General features: G+C 42.1%; 20 protein-coding genes. 11 read left to right on the plus strand and 9 right to left on the minus strand.

Going from position 1 to position 14,384, the window contains the following annotated elements; translation table 11 throughout:
* Positions 1 to 37 precede the first annotated feature (37 nt).
* From RIB15_RS14440 to RIB15_RS14460, 5 genes are all read left to right on the plus strand, one after another.
* Positions 38 to 631 (plus strand): CDP-alcohol phosphatidyltransferase family protein, encoded by a 594-nt coding sequence (locus tag RIB15_RS14440; RefSeq protein ID WP_350202877.1) that lies wholly within the window; start codon positions 38 to 40, stop codon positions 629 to 631.
* Positions 628 to 1,113: a phosphatidylglycerophosphatase A family protein gene (locus tag RIB15_RS14445; RefSeq protein ID WP_350202878.1), complete on the plus strand. Its 486-nt coding sequence runs from the start codon at positions 628 to 630 to the stop codon at positions 1,111 to 1,113. The genes RIB15_RS14440 and RIB15_RS14445 overlap by 4 nt, the downstream gene beginning before the upstream one ends.
* A gap of 45 nt (positions 1,114 to 1,158) precedes the next feature.
* Positions 1,159 to 1,815 carry an orotate phosphoribosyltransferase gene (gene pyrE / locus RIB15_RS14450; protein ID WP_350202879.1) on the plus strand — a complete coding sequence of 219 codons (657 nt, stop codon included), beginning with the start codon at positions 1,159 to 1,161 and terminating at the stop codon, positions 1,813 to 1,815.
* 34 nt (positions 1,816 to 1,849) lie between these two features.
* Entirely contained in the window at positions 1,850 to 3,208 is a 1,359-nt protein-coding gene (gene miaB / locus RIB15_RS14455; protein ID WP_350202880.1) for a tRNA (N6-isopentenyl adenosine(37)-C2)-methylthiotransferase MiaB, read from the plus strand.
* Positions 3,209 to 3,280: 72 nt separating this feature from the next.
* Positions 3,281 to 4,651: a hypothetical protein gene (locus tag RIB15_RS14460; protein ID WP_350202881.1), complete on the plus strand. Its 1,371-nt coding sequence runs from the start codon at positions 3,281 to 3,283 to the stop codon at positions 4,649 to 4,651.
* 7 nt (positions 4,652 to 4,658) lie between these two features.
* On the opposite strand, the gene RIB15_RS14465 is transcribed toward RIB15_RS14460, so the two are convergent.
* The 4 genes from RIB15_RS14465 to RIB15_RS14480 form a co-directional block, all read right to left on the minus strand.
* Positions 4,659 to 5,138: a cupredoxin domain-containing protein gene (locus RIB15_RS14465; RefSeq protein ID WP_350202882.1), complete on the minus strand. Its 480-nt coding sequence runs from the start codon at positions 5,136 to 5,138 to the stop codon at positions 4,659 to 4,661.
* A complete protein-coding gene (locus tag RIB15_RS14470; protein WP_350202883.1) occupies positions 5,135 to 5,743 on the minus strand; it encodes an SCO family protein in 609 nt (202 codons plus the stop codon). The genes RIB15_RS14465 and RIB15_RS14470 overlap by 4 nt, the downstream gene beginning before the upstream one ends.
* Positions 5,740 to 6,555, minus strand: coding sequence for a formylglycine-generating enzyme family protein (locus tag RIB15_RS14475; protein WP_350202884.1), 816 nt, complete (start codon positions 6,553 to 6,555; stop codon positions 5,740 to 5,742). The genes RIB15_RS14470 and RIB15_RS14475 overlap by 4 nt, the downstream gene beginning before the upstream one ends.
* A 112-nt stretch (positions 6,556 to 6,667) precedes the next feature.
* Positions 6,668 to 7,795 (minus strand): multicopper oxidase domain-containing protein, encoded by a 1,128-nt coding sequence (locus tag RIB15_RS14480; RefSeq protein ID WP_350202885.1) that lies wholly within the window; start codon positions 7,793 to 7,795, stop codon positions 6,668 to 6,670.
* A 161-nt stretch (positions 7,796 to 7,956) separates the two neighbouring features.
* Here RIB15_RS14480 and RIB15_RS14485 point away from each other — a divergent pair, with 161 nt between their 5' ends.
* The 6 genes from RIB15_RS14485 (at position 7,957) to RIB15_RS14510 (ending at position 10,255) form a co-directional block, all read left to right on the plus strand.
* Positions 7,957 to 8,142 carry a DUF3565 domain-containing protein gene (locus RIB15_RS14485; protein WP_350202886.1) on the plus strand — a complete coding sequence of 62 codons (186 nt, stop codon included), beginning with the start codon at positions 7,957 to 7,959 and terminating at the stop codon, positions 8,140 to 8,142.
* Between the two features lie 50 nt (positions 8,143 to 8,192).
* Complete coding sequence (locus RIB15_RS14490; protein WP_350202887.1) at positions 8,193 to 8,672, plus strand: hypothetical protein; 480 nt, start codon at positions 8,193 to 8,195, stop codon at positions 8,670 to 8,672.
* Positions 8,673 to 8,813: 141 nt separating this feature from the next.
* A complete protein-coding gene (locus RIB15_RS14495) occupies positions 8,814 to 9,062 on the plus strand; it encodes a hypothetical protein (RefSeq protein ID WP_350202888.1) in 249 nt (82 codons plus the stop codon).
* Between the two features lie 6 nt (positions 9,063 to 9,068).
* Complete coding sequence (trxA, locus tag RIB15_RS14500) at positions 9,069 to 9,395, plus strand: thioredoxin (RefSeq protein WP_350202889.1); 327 nt, start codon at positions 9,069 to 9,071, stop codon at positions 9,393 to 9,395.
* On the plus strand, positions 9,395 to 9,841 hold the full coding sequence (locus tag RIB15_RS14505; RefSeq protein ID WP_350202890.1) for an OsmC family protein: 447 nt from the start codon (positions 9,395 to 9,397) through the stop codon (positions 9,839 to 9,841). The genes trxA and RIB15_RS14505 overlap by 1 nt, the downstream gene beginning before the upstream one ends.
* 27 nt (positions 9,842 to 9,868) lie before the next feature.
* Positions 9,869 to 10,255 carry a DUF302 domain-containing protein gene (locus RIB15_RS14510; protein WP_350202891.1) on the plus strand — a complete coding sequence of 129 codons (387 nt, stop codon included), beginning with the start codon at positions 9,869 to 9,871 and terminating at the stop codon, positions 10,253 to 10,255.
* Here RIB15_RS14510 and RIB15_RS14515 read toward each other — a convergent pair.
* From RIB15_RS14515 to RIB15_RS14535, 5 genes are all read right to left on the minus strand, one after another.
* Positions 10,252 to 10,668: a cbb3-type cytochrome c oxidase subunit I gene (locus RIB15_RS14515; protein WP_350202892.1), complete on the minus strand. Its 417-nt coding sequence runs from the start codon at positions 10,666 to 10,668 to the stop codon at positions 10,252 to 10,254. The two genes, RIB15_RS14510 and RIB15_RS14515, sit on opposite strands and share 4 nt — an antisense overlap.
* Before the next feature lies 1 nt (position 10,669).
* A complete protein-coding gene (locus RIB15_RS14520) occupies positions 10,670 to 11,107 on the minus strand; it encodes a hypothetical protein (protein ID WP_350202893.1) in 438 nt (145 codons plus the stop codon).
* Positions 11,108 to 11,121: 14 nt separating this feature from the next.
* A complete protein-coding gene (locus tag RIB15_RS14525; RefSeq protein ID WP_350202894.1) occupies positions 11,122 to 12,942 on the minus strand; it encodes a hypothetical protein in 1,821 nt (606 codons plus the stop codon).
* 130 nt (positions 12,943 to 13,072) lie between these two features.
* Positions 13,073 to 13,777, minus strand: a complete 705-nt coding sequence (gene ric / locus RIB15_RS14530; protein ID WP_350202895.1) for an iron-sulfur cluster repair di-iron protein — start codon at positions 13,775 to 13,777, stop codon at positions 13,073 to 13,075.
* Between the two features lie 38 nt (positions 13,778 to 13,815).
* The gene (locus tag RIB15_RS14535) at positions 13,816 to 14,268 is read right to left on the minus strand and encodes an RrF2 family transcriptional regulator (protein WP_350202896.1); all 453 of its coding nucleotides are present in this window, start codon (positions 14,266 to 14,268) and stop codon (positions 13,816 to 13,818) included.
* Positions 14,269 to 14,384 lie beyond the last annotated feature (116 nt).

Genomic DNA, 14,384 nt, shown 5'->3' on the forward strand with positions numbered 1-14,384 from the left:
TAAGTTTGGCGGTCACTGAAAGACTGAATTATCGCAGATGAAAAACATCCCCAACATATTAAGTACCATCCGGATGGTACTGGCTCCTATTTTCCTGTTCATGTATATACAAGACGAACTAATCTGGCGCTCGCTCAGTGTTGCTGTTTTTGCCACCGCAGCTGTAACCGATTATTTTGACGGCAAAATTGCCCGTTATTATGAATTGGAAAGTGATTTTGGGGTTTTTATCGATCCTCTGGCTGATAAATTTCTCACTTTTGCAGGCTTCTTTTGCCTTCCTTTTCTGGATGTATCCCAATTCCCCTGGTGGGCCGTTATTGTAATTGTGGTGAGGGATGTGTTTGTAACTGCACTCAGGTTATATGCAGGACGTAAGAAAATTACCATGAAAACCCGGTTTACAGCTAAAGCTAAAACAATGGTGCAAATGCTGTTTCTATACACCGTTTTGTTATTGGGAGTATTCAAGCAAGCAGACATTGAGTTTGCTGATTTAGCCGCTCAATTCTTTAATTCCGGCGTACTTTTCTATGCCATGATGTTCGTAACGGCACTAACAGTTTACTCTGGTGTTGAATACATTTGGAGCAACAGCCAATTATTTAAAGCACAAGACCAACACTCGTGAATGCCTTAAAGTTTTTTCTTGGAACCGGATGCTATTCGGGTTTATTCCCTAAAACACCCGGAACAGCAGGTAGTTTTGTGATGCTATTTCCCCTTTATTTTATTCTTCAGCTTAACTCAACCTGGCTGATTTTACTTATCGTAACGGTGAGTTGCCTGATCTGCATATGGGTAGCTGGCTACTTTGAAGAAAAATATGACAAAGACCCGGGCTTGCTGGTGATGGATGAATGGGCCGGTCAATCGCTCACGTTTCTAACTATAGGATTAACGGGTAATCCGGAAGATCATATTATCATTCTGTTAACGGGTTTTGTGCTCTTTCGCTTTTTTGACCTTTTAAAGCCATTAGGAGTAAAAAAGATGCAGGATATGCCCGGAGGGTGGGGAATTTTTGTTGATGATTTATTAGCAGGATTGTATGCGCTTCTGTGCTTAAAAACCCTTATTTTTGTCTGGCCAAATATATTTGGGATGGTATAAAATTCACTCATCGCAGCGGTACCAATAACAGAATTTAAAAGACTTATGATACTCAATAACTCATTTGCACGTGAGCTGGCAGCTCATTTGCTTGAAATTAACGCCGTAGTTCTTCGCCCCAATGATCCATTCACGTGGACATCAGGATGGAACTCTCCTATCTACTGCGATAACCGGCTTACCTTGCGATATCCGGAAATACGAAATGAAATTGAAAATGAATTCACATCAATCATCCAGGAAAAATTTTCTGATGTAGACGTTATTACCGGTACAGCAACAGCCGGGATTCCACATGCAGCCTGGGTGGCCTCAAACCTCAATAAACCGATGGCGTATGTACGGGCCAAGGCGAAAGCACATGGCATGGGTAACCAAATTGAAGGTGGCGTTAAAAAAGGAGAGTCTACCGTAGTAATTGAAGATTTGATTTCAACTGGCGGATCGGCAATTTCAGTAGTTGAAGCTCTGAAGTTTGTGGGGGCAAAAGTGGATGCTGTACTTTCGATTTTTACATATGACTTCGATAAAGCTTCTAAAAAATTCAGTGATGTCAACGTTCCGGTCTATACTCTCACCGACTACAAAACACTGGTTAACGTAGCCGTTGAAAAGGGTGTTATTGATGGAGATGATCTGGATCTGCTTTCAAGCTGGAGAGATCACCCGGAAGTTTGGCCTGATAGTCCTTCGGATGAATAATTTGTATATTTTGAATTCATAAAATTCTAGCGCAGTGAAAGACAAGAAATTTTATATAGAGACTTACGGTTGTCAGATGAATTTTGCGGATTCTGAGATCGTGAATTCCATTTTACTTGAAGAAGGCATGCAGCCTGTTCATGAAGCAGAAAGTGCAGACGTAGTTCTGGTAAATACCTGCTCTATCCGTGAAAATGCAGAAACCAAAGTCTGGAACCGACTCAAAGAACTCCGATCCATAAAAAAAGAGAATGGTGAGCTCACAGTGGGCGTGTTGGGATGTATGGCCGAGCGCATCAAGGACAGAATCATCGAGCAGGAGCATCTGGTAGATATTGTTGTTGGTCCTGATGCCTACCGTGATATCCCCCGCCTCCTGCAGGAAGTAGAAGACGGACGTAAGGCCGTAAATGTGTTGCTCTCACTGGAAGAGACCTATGCCGACATTGCTCCTGTCAGAACCACTGGTAATGGAGTGAATGCCTTTGTTTCTATCATGCGTGGTTGTGACAACATGTGTTCATTCTGTGTGGTACCGTTTACCCGTGGACGTGAACGCAGTCGTCCGATGGAATCCATCCTTAAAGAAATTAAACAGCTTAGCGACGAAGGATATAAAGAAGTAACTCTGTTAGGGCAGAATGTGAACTCCTACCTGGATGGAGAAAACACGTTCACAAAATTGATGGACAAAGCAAGTAAAGTAGATTCGGAAATGCGGTTCCGCTTCTCTTCTCCCCATCCGAAAGACTTCCCGGACGATCTGCTGCATTTAATTGCAGAACGACCGAATCTATGCAACTACATTCATATTCCAGCTCAGGCTGGCAGTGACAGCATGCTGGAGCGTATGCGCAGACCTTATACGAGAGAGGGGTATTTGGAGCTTATCAGCAACATGAAGTCCATCATACCAGGTGTTTCACTTTCCACGGATATCATTGCAGGTTTCTGTGATGAAACTGAGGAGGAACATCAGCAAACACTATCCCTGATGGCTGAAGTTGAATACGACCTCGCTTACATGTTCGCTTACTCGGAACGCGAGCGGACCCTGGCCTACCGAAAATATGAAGATAACGTACCGGAAAAGGTCAAAAAGCGTCGTCTGACGGAAATTATAAATCAGCAAATGAACATTCAGGAAAGAAGAAACCAGGATGAAATCGGACGCCGGCATGTTGTATTAGTAGAAGGAACCAGCAAGCGATCTGATGATCAGATGAGCGGACGTACCGACACCAATAAAATGTGTGTTTTCGATCGTAAGGATTTTGAACCAGGTGATTATGTAGAAGTAGAAGTCATGGATGCTACTTCAGCCACATTAATTGCACGTCCTATCCAGAAAACTACGCTGACTGAGTATTACGGAGCTGAAGTTGCAGCCTGAGTGAACGCAAAGGCCACATATCTTTTTCTGTTAAGCTTCATATTCCTCTTTGTGGGGATTTCAGTGAAAAGTGTGGCACAGCAGCCCTCTCTTGGCATTTTATGGGATAATCCAGTTGATACATCAGAAGCAAAAGCCAAACTGGATATCTATGCGGCTCATGGTATCGATTATATACAGCTGAATCATCCGGTTAATACTGAAACTTTATCTTTACTCAGGGATACGCCTTTTACAATCCTGGTTCAACTGGACAAGCCTTTTCTTACGATAAGCGAGATCCAGCAAAAACAAACAAATCTGCTTCAGCAATTTGGCGAAACTGCCGATTATTACCGGTCATACCTTAATGTAGCAGCAATTGGGCTACTTAAAAACAGCCAAACTTTCCATCCTGATTTTGCGGATTCTTTTTCTCCCATTCTCGACTCACTTTCAATCAGGTCCAATAAAGAGTTTTATTTTTACGCCAATGAAAACTGGTACTATTTAAACGCCCCGACAAAGCCTTTTGCTACACTGTATTCAGACTCTGCTTTCCATTTTAGTGACATTGTTTCTTTTAACACCATTTTTAGTAAAGAAGTAAACCAAAATTCCGGGCTTGTCTTCTTTGTAAACTCAAAGTGGCTGGATGAAGCTTTGGTTTCTTATCCTGAATTCTCAGAAAGCCTTTTATTGTATAGTGAGAACAATCAGTGGCAAGTACCATTGCCTGAATCCGATGAATCCGGCGAGTCACAGAGTTGGATGATTCTACTGTTAGTACTACTTTGGGTTACTTTAGCTATCTTGTTTAAAACCCTGCCCTACCTAAGGCCTATGCTTTTACGGTACTTTCTTGCACATCGGTTTTTTGTGGATGACATCCTTCATTACAGAGAGAGAGCGATAACAGGAGGAATTTCTCTAATGGCGATGCATGCTGTTTTTTCTGGAATAGTATTCTACATTCTGGCCAACTCATCAATAAGTGATGCAGGGCTTGATGCTTTTTACCACCACATGCCATCACTTGCAATCGTGGGCGCTAATTATGCTTCATTCTTTGTTTTTGGGGTATTATTGACTCTGGTAGTTCAGTCAATTGCCCTGCTTTGGCTTTACCTGCCAGCTAAAAACCTCGAACACTTTAGCCAGGCTGTGAATCTTTATGCAGGAACTTTCTTTCTCGATTTCCTTACTGCAACAATTTTGGTTACGCTTTTTGTTACAGGATTTGGGCTTACCTATATCCTGACTTTTGGTGCTTTATTTGTGCTGATTTGGTTTGGAGCTTTCAACATTTCAGCTTTTGATATTTCCCGGGGCATGGGGCAAGGCACTGCAATTTACCTTCTCCTTACTATTGGATTGCACACTATACTATCTGTTGGTCTGCTGATTCTATTTTTCGTTAATCAACCTTTGGTACAAATCCTAGAATTGGCAATTAATCTTTAACCCAATTCTATTTCTTCTGCTGCTTTTTTTTCCAATACATACTGAATATCCGCGCAGCTTCTTTGGGTATCAATGAATTGTCATATTCAGCTGAGGCTTCTTTAGTTCCGACAAGGATTCTCCCCACATGTCCCAGTCGCTCATGAGGCATACAAAAGTAATCATAAACTCCTTTCTCATCTATTTTGAGAAGCCAAACATCACCTTTATTGAGCATTCCCGAATCAAAAGAAGATGCAGCATCAGGAATACGCAATGGTCGGCGGTTATCCGGGTGATAAGCTGTAACTGTGTGCATTCCTTCAAGTACTTCAAACCGAATTACATCACCGGCATTAACCTGAATAAGAGCCGGCACAAACTTCGCATCTGTGCCGGTTCCCGTTACTTCCACTACCAACGTATCGGAAGGGGTAATTTGAAGTGCATGTAAAGTTTCACCACTATAGAGAATAAGCGGAATCACTATGAAAATCAGAGTCTTCATTGTATTGAAATACTCTTGATCATTTCTTCTATGCTCTGCGCTGCAGATGCCATTGGCTGATTCAACCCTTCCACTCTGACCGCCACTTTCCCTTCCGGATCAAGGACCGTTACCAGATTGGAATGTGCGAATTCACCATCACTCTTTTTAACGTATTGAACGCCTAACATCATAGCCAGACTTCGTATATCCACATCTTTAGTTGTTACAAAATGCCAGCCTTCGATATCAAGCTGTTCGTACTCAGCATATTTTTTTAGTACTTCCGGCGTATCGTTTTCTGTATCAAATGAAACGGCTAATACATTAACTGAAGTCCTCATTGATTTATCTAACGCACTGTACAAACGCCAGGTATCTCTGATCAAGATGGGACAAACCTGGGTGCAGTTGCCATAAAACATGACGATTACAACCGGCTCACCCTTAAACTGACTCAGTGAAATAGACTCATTCCGGTGCGTAACCCATTCTGCATCTAAATGATAAAGTGAATGCTCAGAAACTTTTTCAGCCTTCAGCGTGGCATCTTTTCCGTGATGATGCTGAGCAACCAGGTTCAACGAGCTCAATAATAAAGCAGATAAAATTAATAACGTTTTCATAGCTGTGTATTTGAAGAGGATTCGGGATGATCGATATTGTACGCACATCTAAAACCTACCATACCGGTTGTTGTTTTGGGGTTAAAACTCATTCGGGTGATATATCGAATAGAAGCTGCATAACTATATATATTGCCTAGTTGCTGTAATCTGCCAACGGTCCCGCAATCCAGGGAAAGTTCATCAGCAATAATGGGCTTGTAATCTTCAACCCACTCCATGATCAGCCCAAACTGATCCTGCACGCCGTGTCTGTTTTGGATCTGTGTTGAACCAACCGCCTTGGTATTCTTCGCATCTACACTGGAATACCAGCCAATTAGTTCTGTACTGAACCGATTCATCTCCTGTATCGATTCAAAATCCATGAGCTGAGCCGAGTATTCCCACTCGTTAAGGGTAGGTAATCTTCCTCCTTTGTCAGAGCAATAAGCATTAGCCGCAAACCAGGATACATGAGTAACCGGACGATTTTCACCGATTTTATCAAAACCGGGATTGAGACTTTCCTGCCAGTGCTGAAGGTAGTTTTGAGCTGTAAATACAGCTGGTACTTTCTCCCTTTGCCAATTCTCATTTTCTTGAATAAAGGCCAAAAAATCTTCGTTTGTAACGGCTGTTTTGTCTATATAAAAAGAATCGACTGAAATGGGCTCACCCTTAACTTCGGGTAGGATAGAATGAAAAGATCCCGCCGGAATCAATACCCGCTCTTGTTGTGCCATCACCGGATTCAACAAACTAACCAATAAGCCAACTATACCGGTCAGGGCCCAATTTTTTAAGCGGTGTATGTTCTTTTGGGATCTCATCGTTTTCTTTCTTTTTTGAAAAATTGTAAGGACGAACTGAATTCGCCCTTACAGTATCTACTATTCAGATTTTCAAATCAGTGAGCTTTTCAGCTACACCGGTTTCTCCGTTTTACTTTTCCTGTTTAGGGCCTGCTTTCAATGTTCCGGTTGCGCCTAATTCTGCATCGGCAAACTCGTGGTCAATCAGGATGTACTTGCCTTCTTCAGGTACAATCATGTCCAAAGTTGCTGAGCCGGAAGCTCCTACTAGTACAGTCTGCATTCCACGCATTTCGTTGAATGGATGTCCTTCAATCCAAACCCGGTCAAAGATGCCACCAATTACGTGGAAGCTGGAGGTTCCGCTTGGTCCGTTATTGGAGAAGTGGAAACGTACTCGTTCGCCGGCATTGGCTTTCAGTGGCTGGTCGTGCATAATGGTTTGGTGTCCATTAAATACAACGTGGGAAGGCTGTCGATTTGAAGCACCTTCAAAGTCATACTGATACAATTCGCCGGGACCTTTTTCCAGGTAGTACTCGGATTGAACCACTACATACTCACGGTCAACTTCATAATCAGTTGGGTATCCGTCTTTAGGTGAAACGACTACCACACCATGTTGCCCCATCGCTGTGTGCATGAGAACACTAGGAGTACCACAATGGTAGATATAAGAACCCGCATAGTTAGCAATCCAGTCAAACTTGATGGTTTCGCCCGGCCCTATGGTTCTCCATTTGTCATCTTTAGCTACGGTACCAGCATGGAAATCCATGGAATGTGGCATAGGCATAATGCCCGGCTTGTTCTTCTGGTAGTTATTCTCTGCCACCTGCTGCATGAACGGTGATCCACCTTTTGAAGGCTCAGTGATTGTCACTTCCTCATCGGAGCGGTTTTTCATGTAGAAAGTGATGCGATCCCCTTCTTTCACATGTAATACGGGCCCGGGAACCGTTCCTCCAAAAGTCCAGGCTCTGTAGCGGACTCCTTCAGCCACTTCAATTTCCTGAACTATGATATCGATTCGTACCTCGTGATGCTTGTTACCTTCATAGTCAAGAGGCTTTAAGTTGGGTAACATGGTTACGTATTCTCCAACTACTGGAGGACCGTCGTAATCTTCCGTGAATACTTCTGCTTCTGGCATACCGAATGTCATTCCATCCAGTGTATACTCGGCTGTTTGAGCTAATGCCAAACCGGTAAATAATAAACCAAACAATGTGGACAGCATTAATTTTGAGACTTTCATAGTATTGTATATTTGAATTAAAGTTTTAAGACTATTTTGTCTTTTATTTATTCGTAAAAAACCTTTTCACTTATGATAACCGAGTATTGTGAATTTAAGATGAAGATGTCTTAAATAGTTTTTTTATACTTGTAACCCATCTAAAGTTCACTAACCTACTGATGAAGCAGCCAATTACAGGATTTCATAAAGATGAGAATAATGACTGGGTGGCAGAATTAAAATGCGGTCATAATCAGCATGTACGCCACAACCCGCCCTGGCAGCTAAGGCCCTGGGTAATAACAAAACAAGGACGAAAATCCAGGCTAGGCACCGAACTAAATTGTAAGAAGTGTGAGAGATAAAACTTTAGTATAATCCGACGTTGGTTCAAAAATAAATAATCTGAATTATTATGAGCTCTTCCATCTTTTTTCGCACCGTAATTTCCGGGTTTATTGCCACTTTTGTGATGGCTATGATTGCTTTTCTTTTAGGAGGTATTGGTTTTCCGGCTATAGACATTGGATTCATCTTAACAGAGAGTTTTAACCATTCCTTGCCGGGTGATCCTTATCATATCATTTTTGGAAACCTGGCATACAATGTTGGGGGAATTTTACTGGCTCTAATCTGGGTGTCTTTTCTCCAGCAGCGAATTCCGGGAAAATGGATTGTTCAGGGCTTAATTTATGGTGTTCTTATTTCTGTAGTTGCTGGTGTTGTAATTTCACCTTTTGTTTCCATGGCCGCCGGAGAAAATTTCGGAGTTTTTTATACAAACACCTGGTTCCCCGGATTGATGATTATGGCCGGACTATTTATGCACCTTGCCTACGGAATAACACTAACTCTCTGCCTGAAGGTAGCTGGCGTAAAGGGTATAAAAGAATAACCCTCTTCTTTCAACATATTTTTTAGTTAAATAATGTGTGTGGATCTTAGCAGGATACACTCGCCTACTTGTTATAACAACTTCCTCTTCTTTCCGGATTCAGGTTAACATAGTCTTCATAAAAAAAGACTATATATAACTATGAACAGCAAAATTACATTATTCACGAACTGGCATACTATGCGCTGGGTGGCTCTTGGTATTGGTTTGTTTTTTATCACCCTTGCCATTATTGATCAGGAAATTATAACCGGGATGTTATCGGCTTTTTTTCTCTTTCAAGCATTAACCAATAAAGGCTGTATGGTTTCCCAATCCTGTGCAATACCCTTTGATGAAAACCCATCATTGGAAAAAACCGAAGAACCGGGTTTCACCGAGATTAAATAGAACGTTATGGAAAGCAACAACACACAAAAGAAACCATTTTCTGAACTGATTAAAGAAGATACACCCGTATTGGTTGACTTCTATGCCGACTGGTGTGCTCCCTGTAAGATGATGCCTCCTATTCTAAAACAACTGAAATCAGAAATGGGTGACGCTATCAAAATCATCAAAATTGATACTGAGCGAAATCCGGATGTGGCTATTCGATACCAGGTTCGGGGCATACCAAACCTTATCCTTTTTCATAAAGGACAAATACTCTGGCAACAAGCGGGTGTGGTACAAATGCCGCAGCTGAAACAAATTATTGAACAAAAACTGGAGCAATCATGATGGCCGATAAGCATTTATATGACGTGGATCTGAAATGGGAACACGGTCGTATTGGAGTATTGAGTTCTGACAAACTAGATGACCAAATTGAAGTAGCCACACCACCCGAGTTCCCGGGAGGGGTTGAAGGAATCTGGTCTCCTGAACATCTTTTTATTTCCTCTATAAGCAGTTGTTTTATGACTACTTTTGCAGCTATAGCGGAATATTCCAAACTCGATTACGATTCTCTGGATGTTAAATCAACAGGCGTTATGGCAAAAGTAGATGGCAGGTATGTGATGAAAGAGGTTTACTTGAAGCCAAACCTGGTTATTACGGATGAAAAAGCCAGAGATAAGGCTTATCGAATTCTGGAAAAGGCTGAAGAAGCATGTCTTATATCCCGGTCTGTAAAAACAGAAATTATACTGGAACCAAAGGTGACAATAGTCGTGTTGAATTAATAAATCCAAACTCAAATCTTAGATACAATGTCTTATCATTTCAGCAAGAAACTCAATCTTTCTTTTGACGATGCAATTGAGAAAACTACGGCCGTTTTAAAAGAAGAAGGCTTTGGTGTTCTCACTGAAATCGACATTAAGGAAACACTTAAAAAGAAGCTCGATGTAGATTTTCGGAAATACAAAATCCTCGGCGCATGTAATCCTCCAAATGCTTATAAAGCTTTGCAAGCTGAAGGTCATATTGGATTAATGCTCCCCTGTAATGTCATCGTTCAGGAACACGAAAACGGAGAGGTAGAAGTTTCTGCCGTTGACCCTATTGCCTCCATGCAGGCTATTGAAAACGCAGACTTAGGTGATGTTGCTAAGGATGTACAGAATATGCTGAAGCAGGTTATCGATAAGCTTTAATGCCTATTTTTGTTAAAGCTTACAATTCTTTTCCAGTGCAGGCTGATAAACAATACTACAGCTAAAAACTCAAGCCCTCGTGCAACAATGTGTATATAATCACCGGCTGTGGTTAATTCTGCAAAAACCATTAACCAGATTCCAAGGTTTAAAGCCGCTACCATAAGGTAAGCAACAAAGCGATTACCCCTCGCTTCCCCCTTAAGATATCGGGGCAAAATCCAGTAAGCCACTCCCAGAGTAAACTGGATGATCCAGCCGAATATCATCAGCTCGATGTGAGCCGGAAGAAGTGCCCAAATTTCAGGATCAATATTCAACGCTTTATTGATTAACATCAGCGCACCAAGAAATGCACCAAATAGCAGACAAATGAGTGAACTCTTAATCAGCAAGCGCGATGGGAATGTCATATCACCTTGAGCTTTTCTTCTTTTTGCGACGTTGTGCTTTTGAAAGTACCCGGGGCCAGATTTCAGTTACGTAGCAAAGTACAGCCCCAAACTGAAGAATAGCTGAAATAACGAGCAGAATCTTCCAATGATATCCTTCAGAGAGAATAATCATCGGTTCAGAGATGAACCTCAAAATCAATCCCAGGTTTAGAAATGCATAAGTAAGCCACGCCCATTTTTGATTTTGAAAGCTCTCTTCTTTGATCCGGCCCGGAAACATCCACAACGAAACGCCCATAATAATTTGGGTTATCCACCCCACCATTAACATGTGCCAGAACGTGGGAACCAGGTTGGGAATCCCCAGGGAATCAACCTGAAGGATTACCCCAACCAATAACGCTCCTAAAAAGTAAACCATCCCGGTTTTTAGAAACAAACGAGTTATTAAAGGCATAGGGGGATGTTTCTTTAAGCAAAAACTAACGCAGAAGACTGAAAAGACTCAAAGAGTTCTGCTAACCGCTTACTCTGTTCTTCCACTGTCCTGGTAATCGATTCAAGATTCTCATACTCATAAGCCTGCCCCTTTGAAATCTCAAGGCAGTATGCCATTCCATCTTCCAGGTTTTTCTTAAAGCGAGTCAGTTTTCTAAGATCGTCGGCGGGACTTTCGCTCTGGTTGATCAACTCCTCAAAATAATCCACATACATCACCAATTCTTTAGCAAACATATGAGGGCGTTCTGCCGGCACCAACGAGTCAATTTTGCCATAGATATGAGCAACCATCTCCTGAAGGCTGTATTGCCGATTAAACCATGCAATGTTCGGGCCGGGACAAATTGCTTGTGGTGCCCGACCCGGCTTCAAAATTCCCAACGTAATTAAAGCTCCATTTCCCAGGTGGTCACAAAGGCAAGCTTTATCAAGCACTTTCTCCCGTTGCTCTGCTTTTAAATCGTCAGATACTTCACTTTGATTAATCTGGTCAATCTTCAGCAATTGGTATTGCGTTGAGGCTGTACAAATCGGGTTCTCAGTAAATTCCGTATTGGACTCCAAAAAGCCTTTTGGGCACTGCGAGCCGGGTTTGCCTTTTTCTATTCGCTTTTGATGCCATTTTGCCGAACCCGTATTTTTCACATTGTTGAAAGGAACACCCAGAGGTGAAACTCCCGACAGATACAGGTCCTCTTCTTTGGCCTCTTGCAGAAGTTGCATAGTTGGCTCGTCAACCGTTGTAGCTTCAGGAACCATCAGAAACGGACTCCCCCATCCGGTGGCATCCATTTCAAAATCTTCCAGTAAACGCCTTGCTTCACCGCTGGTACCAATTCCACCCTGTACGGTAATTCTGGGGTGATTATCGGCCCATTCACTGTTAAACCCCCGGCCTCGTTCTTCTTCATAAAATTTTTCAATCAATGGCTGAATGGAAGAACTCAACATCTCTTTCTTCTCACGGAATTCTTTGAGTAAGGACGGCAATAAATACCCATCGGAGGCGAATGCGTGTCCCCCACAGTTTAAGCCAGACTCAATACGATATTCAAATATTTCCAACCCCTTTTTTGCCAGGTATTTTCCCTGTATCAATGCGGACCGAAAATCACTCACCTTCAGAATAATTTTCTTTTTGATCTGTCCTTTTACGTCCCGATAGAAGTCTTCGAACTCCGCCAGGTAGTTATATAGACGGGGATTGAAACCGGCTGAGAGAATAAGACTGGAGGAAAGTTGGCTGTTTGCATATCCCCGAAGTGCAGCACTGCCATCGCTGTATTCTGCTGTCATCGGCTGGCCGCTTTTTGGGAAACTAAAGCCATCCACTTTCGACATAATATTTACATCTATTGAGCCCGGCCTCATCTCATTGGTAAGCTCTGATGCGAAAGAATCGCGTATAGATCCTGAAGCCATTTCTACCAATTTCTGATACTTTTTCTTGAGATCAGAAGAATCGGGGAGCATTTCGAAATACCTGGACTTTTCATTCTTCCAGAAAAAAGGCTGCTTTTTTATATCCTCAAATTTTTGATTCATAATCTCATGAACCAGATCGAGGTATGCGGTAATACGGCGAGCCCTGCCATCTTCGGCATTCCGAGGAATATTCTCATAGGGAAGCTCAAAAAGAGTAGCATAATGCTTTCGGATACGTTCAATCAGCAGATCATCCACTATTGAAATAACAGAATTGATGCCATACGGAGCAACTCTGATAGGTGAATCGATTGAATGGCCCGTCCCCATTACAGGAATAGAAAAAGTGTGTAGAGAATTTTGCATAGGAATTAGTTTATTGCTTGTTAGCGGAGGGGGTAAAACGATCAACCTCAATCTACAATACACTACATTTGTGAAGAGCGAATGAAGCGAAATAAAAAAGGGTGGTTTATAAACCAACCACCCTTAGCTATCAATTTAACCGTTGCTCAAGTTCCAAAGCTTTTGGAAACAGAATGTTATTTTCCAGATGTACATGCTTGTGTAAATCCTGCTGGAAGCCTGCCAAGTTCTGGAACAGTACGCGGTATGAAGCGCAAGCATTTTCCGGCGGGTTAAAGCCTTGGGTTAGTTCTTCGATCTTGGCCATTAAATCACCGGCCTTATCATGCTCGTCTTCCAGGGCTTCAACGATAGCCTCTTTTACCGATCCCTTTTTCTGTTCCTGAACCAGCTCTTTAATCTGGGGAAACAGTTCCTCCTCTTCTTTTTGAAGGTGTCCGAGCATCTCACTCCTCAGCAACCGTACATTCTGAAGAATATCAAGCAATTCAGGATCTCTTTGGCCATGAACCCGTGCTACTTTTTCTGCATAAAAATCAATTTCCGGCAACATTTTCCGCACAAAACTATGGTGGTTGTTAACAATATAATCCACCAGAAAGTCCAGCGACCAGTCATTGTAATTATGATTCTCACCGGTATCTAAATCAAGTGCATTCAGATCGGTTTCAATTTTATTTAAATCCAAGCCCTTTTTAGTACAGGCTTTCTCTAGTGATACTTTTCCGCCACAGCAAAAATCAAGACCATAAGATCTGAATACCTGTGCAGCTCTGTAATCTTCGGCAACAATCTGCCCTACTGTTTTCTGTGATAGTGTTTCTGAATTAACCATATTTAAGAGTATTTTATCTTTTATTAGTTTAAATTTTTTTACTGCCAGGCAAATGATCCATCAGCAGTGATGCGAAACTTATTCGCTCTCCCTTCACGGGCTAAATGCTTCAAGTCTGTGCGTTCCAACATTTCCTTAATCGATTCGCGAACAGTCAACCAGCTATCGTGCAATGGACAGGGAGCCGATGATCCGCATCCCGGCAAGCCAAGTGCGCATTGTGTGAAAAGCCCCGGTCCGTCAATCGCTATAACTACATCTAACAGCGTTGCCTTCTTTCCTTTTTCCGATAGACGTATTCCACCATTAGGCCCTTTATAGGATTCCATTAAAGAATCTGCGGTAAGCTGTTGTAGTATCTTGGTAAGAAAATGGAAGGAAATTTCCAGTTCATCACTCATCTCGCGGATAGAAGTATAGTCCCCCTCCCTTCTGGAAGCAAGGTACAAACTGGCTCTCAACCCATACACGCAAGACTTGGATAACAACATAAAATCTATTTAAGAGTTAATTGTCTTAAATATAGGTAAAAAAACTGAGCCTTCCATCTTATATCAATAAAAAAATCCATACCGCCCTTTCAAGCGATATGGATTTACTATGTTGT

This window comes from Gracilimonas sp., from assembly GCF_040218225.1.
GTDB lineage: Bacteria > Bacteroidota > Rhodothermia > Balneolales > Balneolaceae > Gracilimonas.

Coding starts and splice junctions, on each gene's coding strand:
- RIB15_RS14440 (WP_350202877.1), top strand. CDS start 38: ATGAAAAACATCCCCAACATATTAAGTACCATCCGGATGGTACTGGCT.
- pyrE (WP_350202879.1), top strand. CDS start 1,159: ATGATACTCAATAACTCATTTGCACGTGAGCTGGCAGCTCATTTGCTT.
- RIB15_RS14465 (WP_350202882.1), bottom strand. CDS start 5,138: ATGAAGACTCTGATTTTCATAGTGATTCCGCTTATTCTCTATAGTGGT.
- RIB15_RS14470 (WP_350202883.1), bottom strand. CDS start 5,743: ATGAAAACGTTATTAATTTTATCTGCTTTATTATTGAGCTCGTTGAAC.
- RIB15_RS14475 (WP_350202884.1), bottom strand. CDS start 6,555: ATGAGATCCCAAAAGAACATACACCGCTTAAAAAATTGGGCCCTGACC.
- RIB15_RS14480 (WP_350202885.1), bottom strand. CDS start 7,795: ATGAAAGTCTCAAAATTAATGCTGTCCACATTGTTTGGTTTATTATTT.
- RIB15_RS14485 (WP_350202886.1), top strand. CDS start 7,957: ATGAAGCAGCCAATTACAGGATTTCATAAAGATGAGAATAATGACTGG.
- RIB15_RS14490 (WP_350202887.1), top strand. CDS start 8,193: ATGAGCTCTTCCATCTTTTTTCGCACCGTAATTTCCGGGTTTATTGCC.
- RIB15_RS14495 (WP_350202888.1), top strand. CDS start 8,814: ATGAACAGCAAAATTACATTATTCACGAACTGGCATACTATGCGCTGG.
- trxA (WP_350202889.1), top strand. CDS start 9,069: ATGGAAAGCAACAACACACAAAAGAAACCATTTTCTGAACTGATTAAA.
- RIB15_RS14505 (WP_350202890.1), top strand. CDS start 9,395: ATGGCCGATAAGCATTTATATGACGTGGATCTGAAATGGGAACACGGT.
- RIB15_RS14510 (WP_350202891.1), top strand. CDS start 9,869: ATGTCTTATCATTTCAGCAAGAAACTCAATCTTTCTTTTGACGATGCA.
- RIB15_RS14515 (WP_350202892.1), bottom strand. CDS start 10,668: ATGACATTCCCATCGCGCTTGCTGATTAAGAGTTCACTCATTTGTCTG.
- RIB15_RS14520 (WP_350202893.1), bottom strand. CDS start 11,107: ATGCCTTTAATAACTCGTTTGTTTCTAAAAACCGGGATGGTTTACTTT.
- RIB15_RS14525 (WP_350202894.1), bottom strand. CDS start 12,942: ATGCAAAATTCTCTACACACTTTTTCTATTCCTGTAATGGGGACGGGC.
- ric (WP_350202895.1), bottom strand. CDS start 13,777: ATGGTTAATTCAGAAACACTATCACAGAAAACAGTAGGGCAGATTGTT.
- RIB15_RS14535 (WP_350202896.1), bottom strand. CDS start 14,268: ATGTTGTTATCCAAGTCTTGCGTGTATGGGTTGAGAGCCAGTTTGTAC.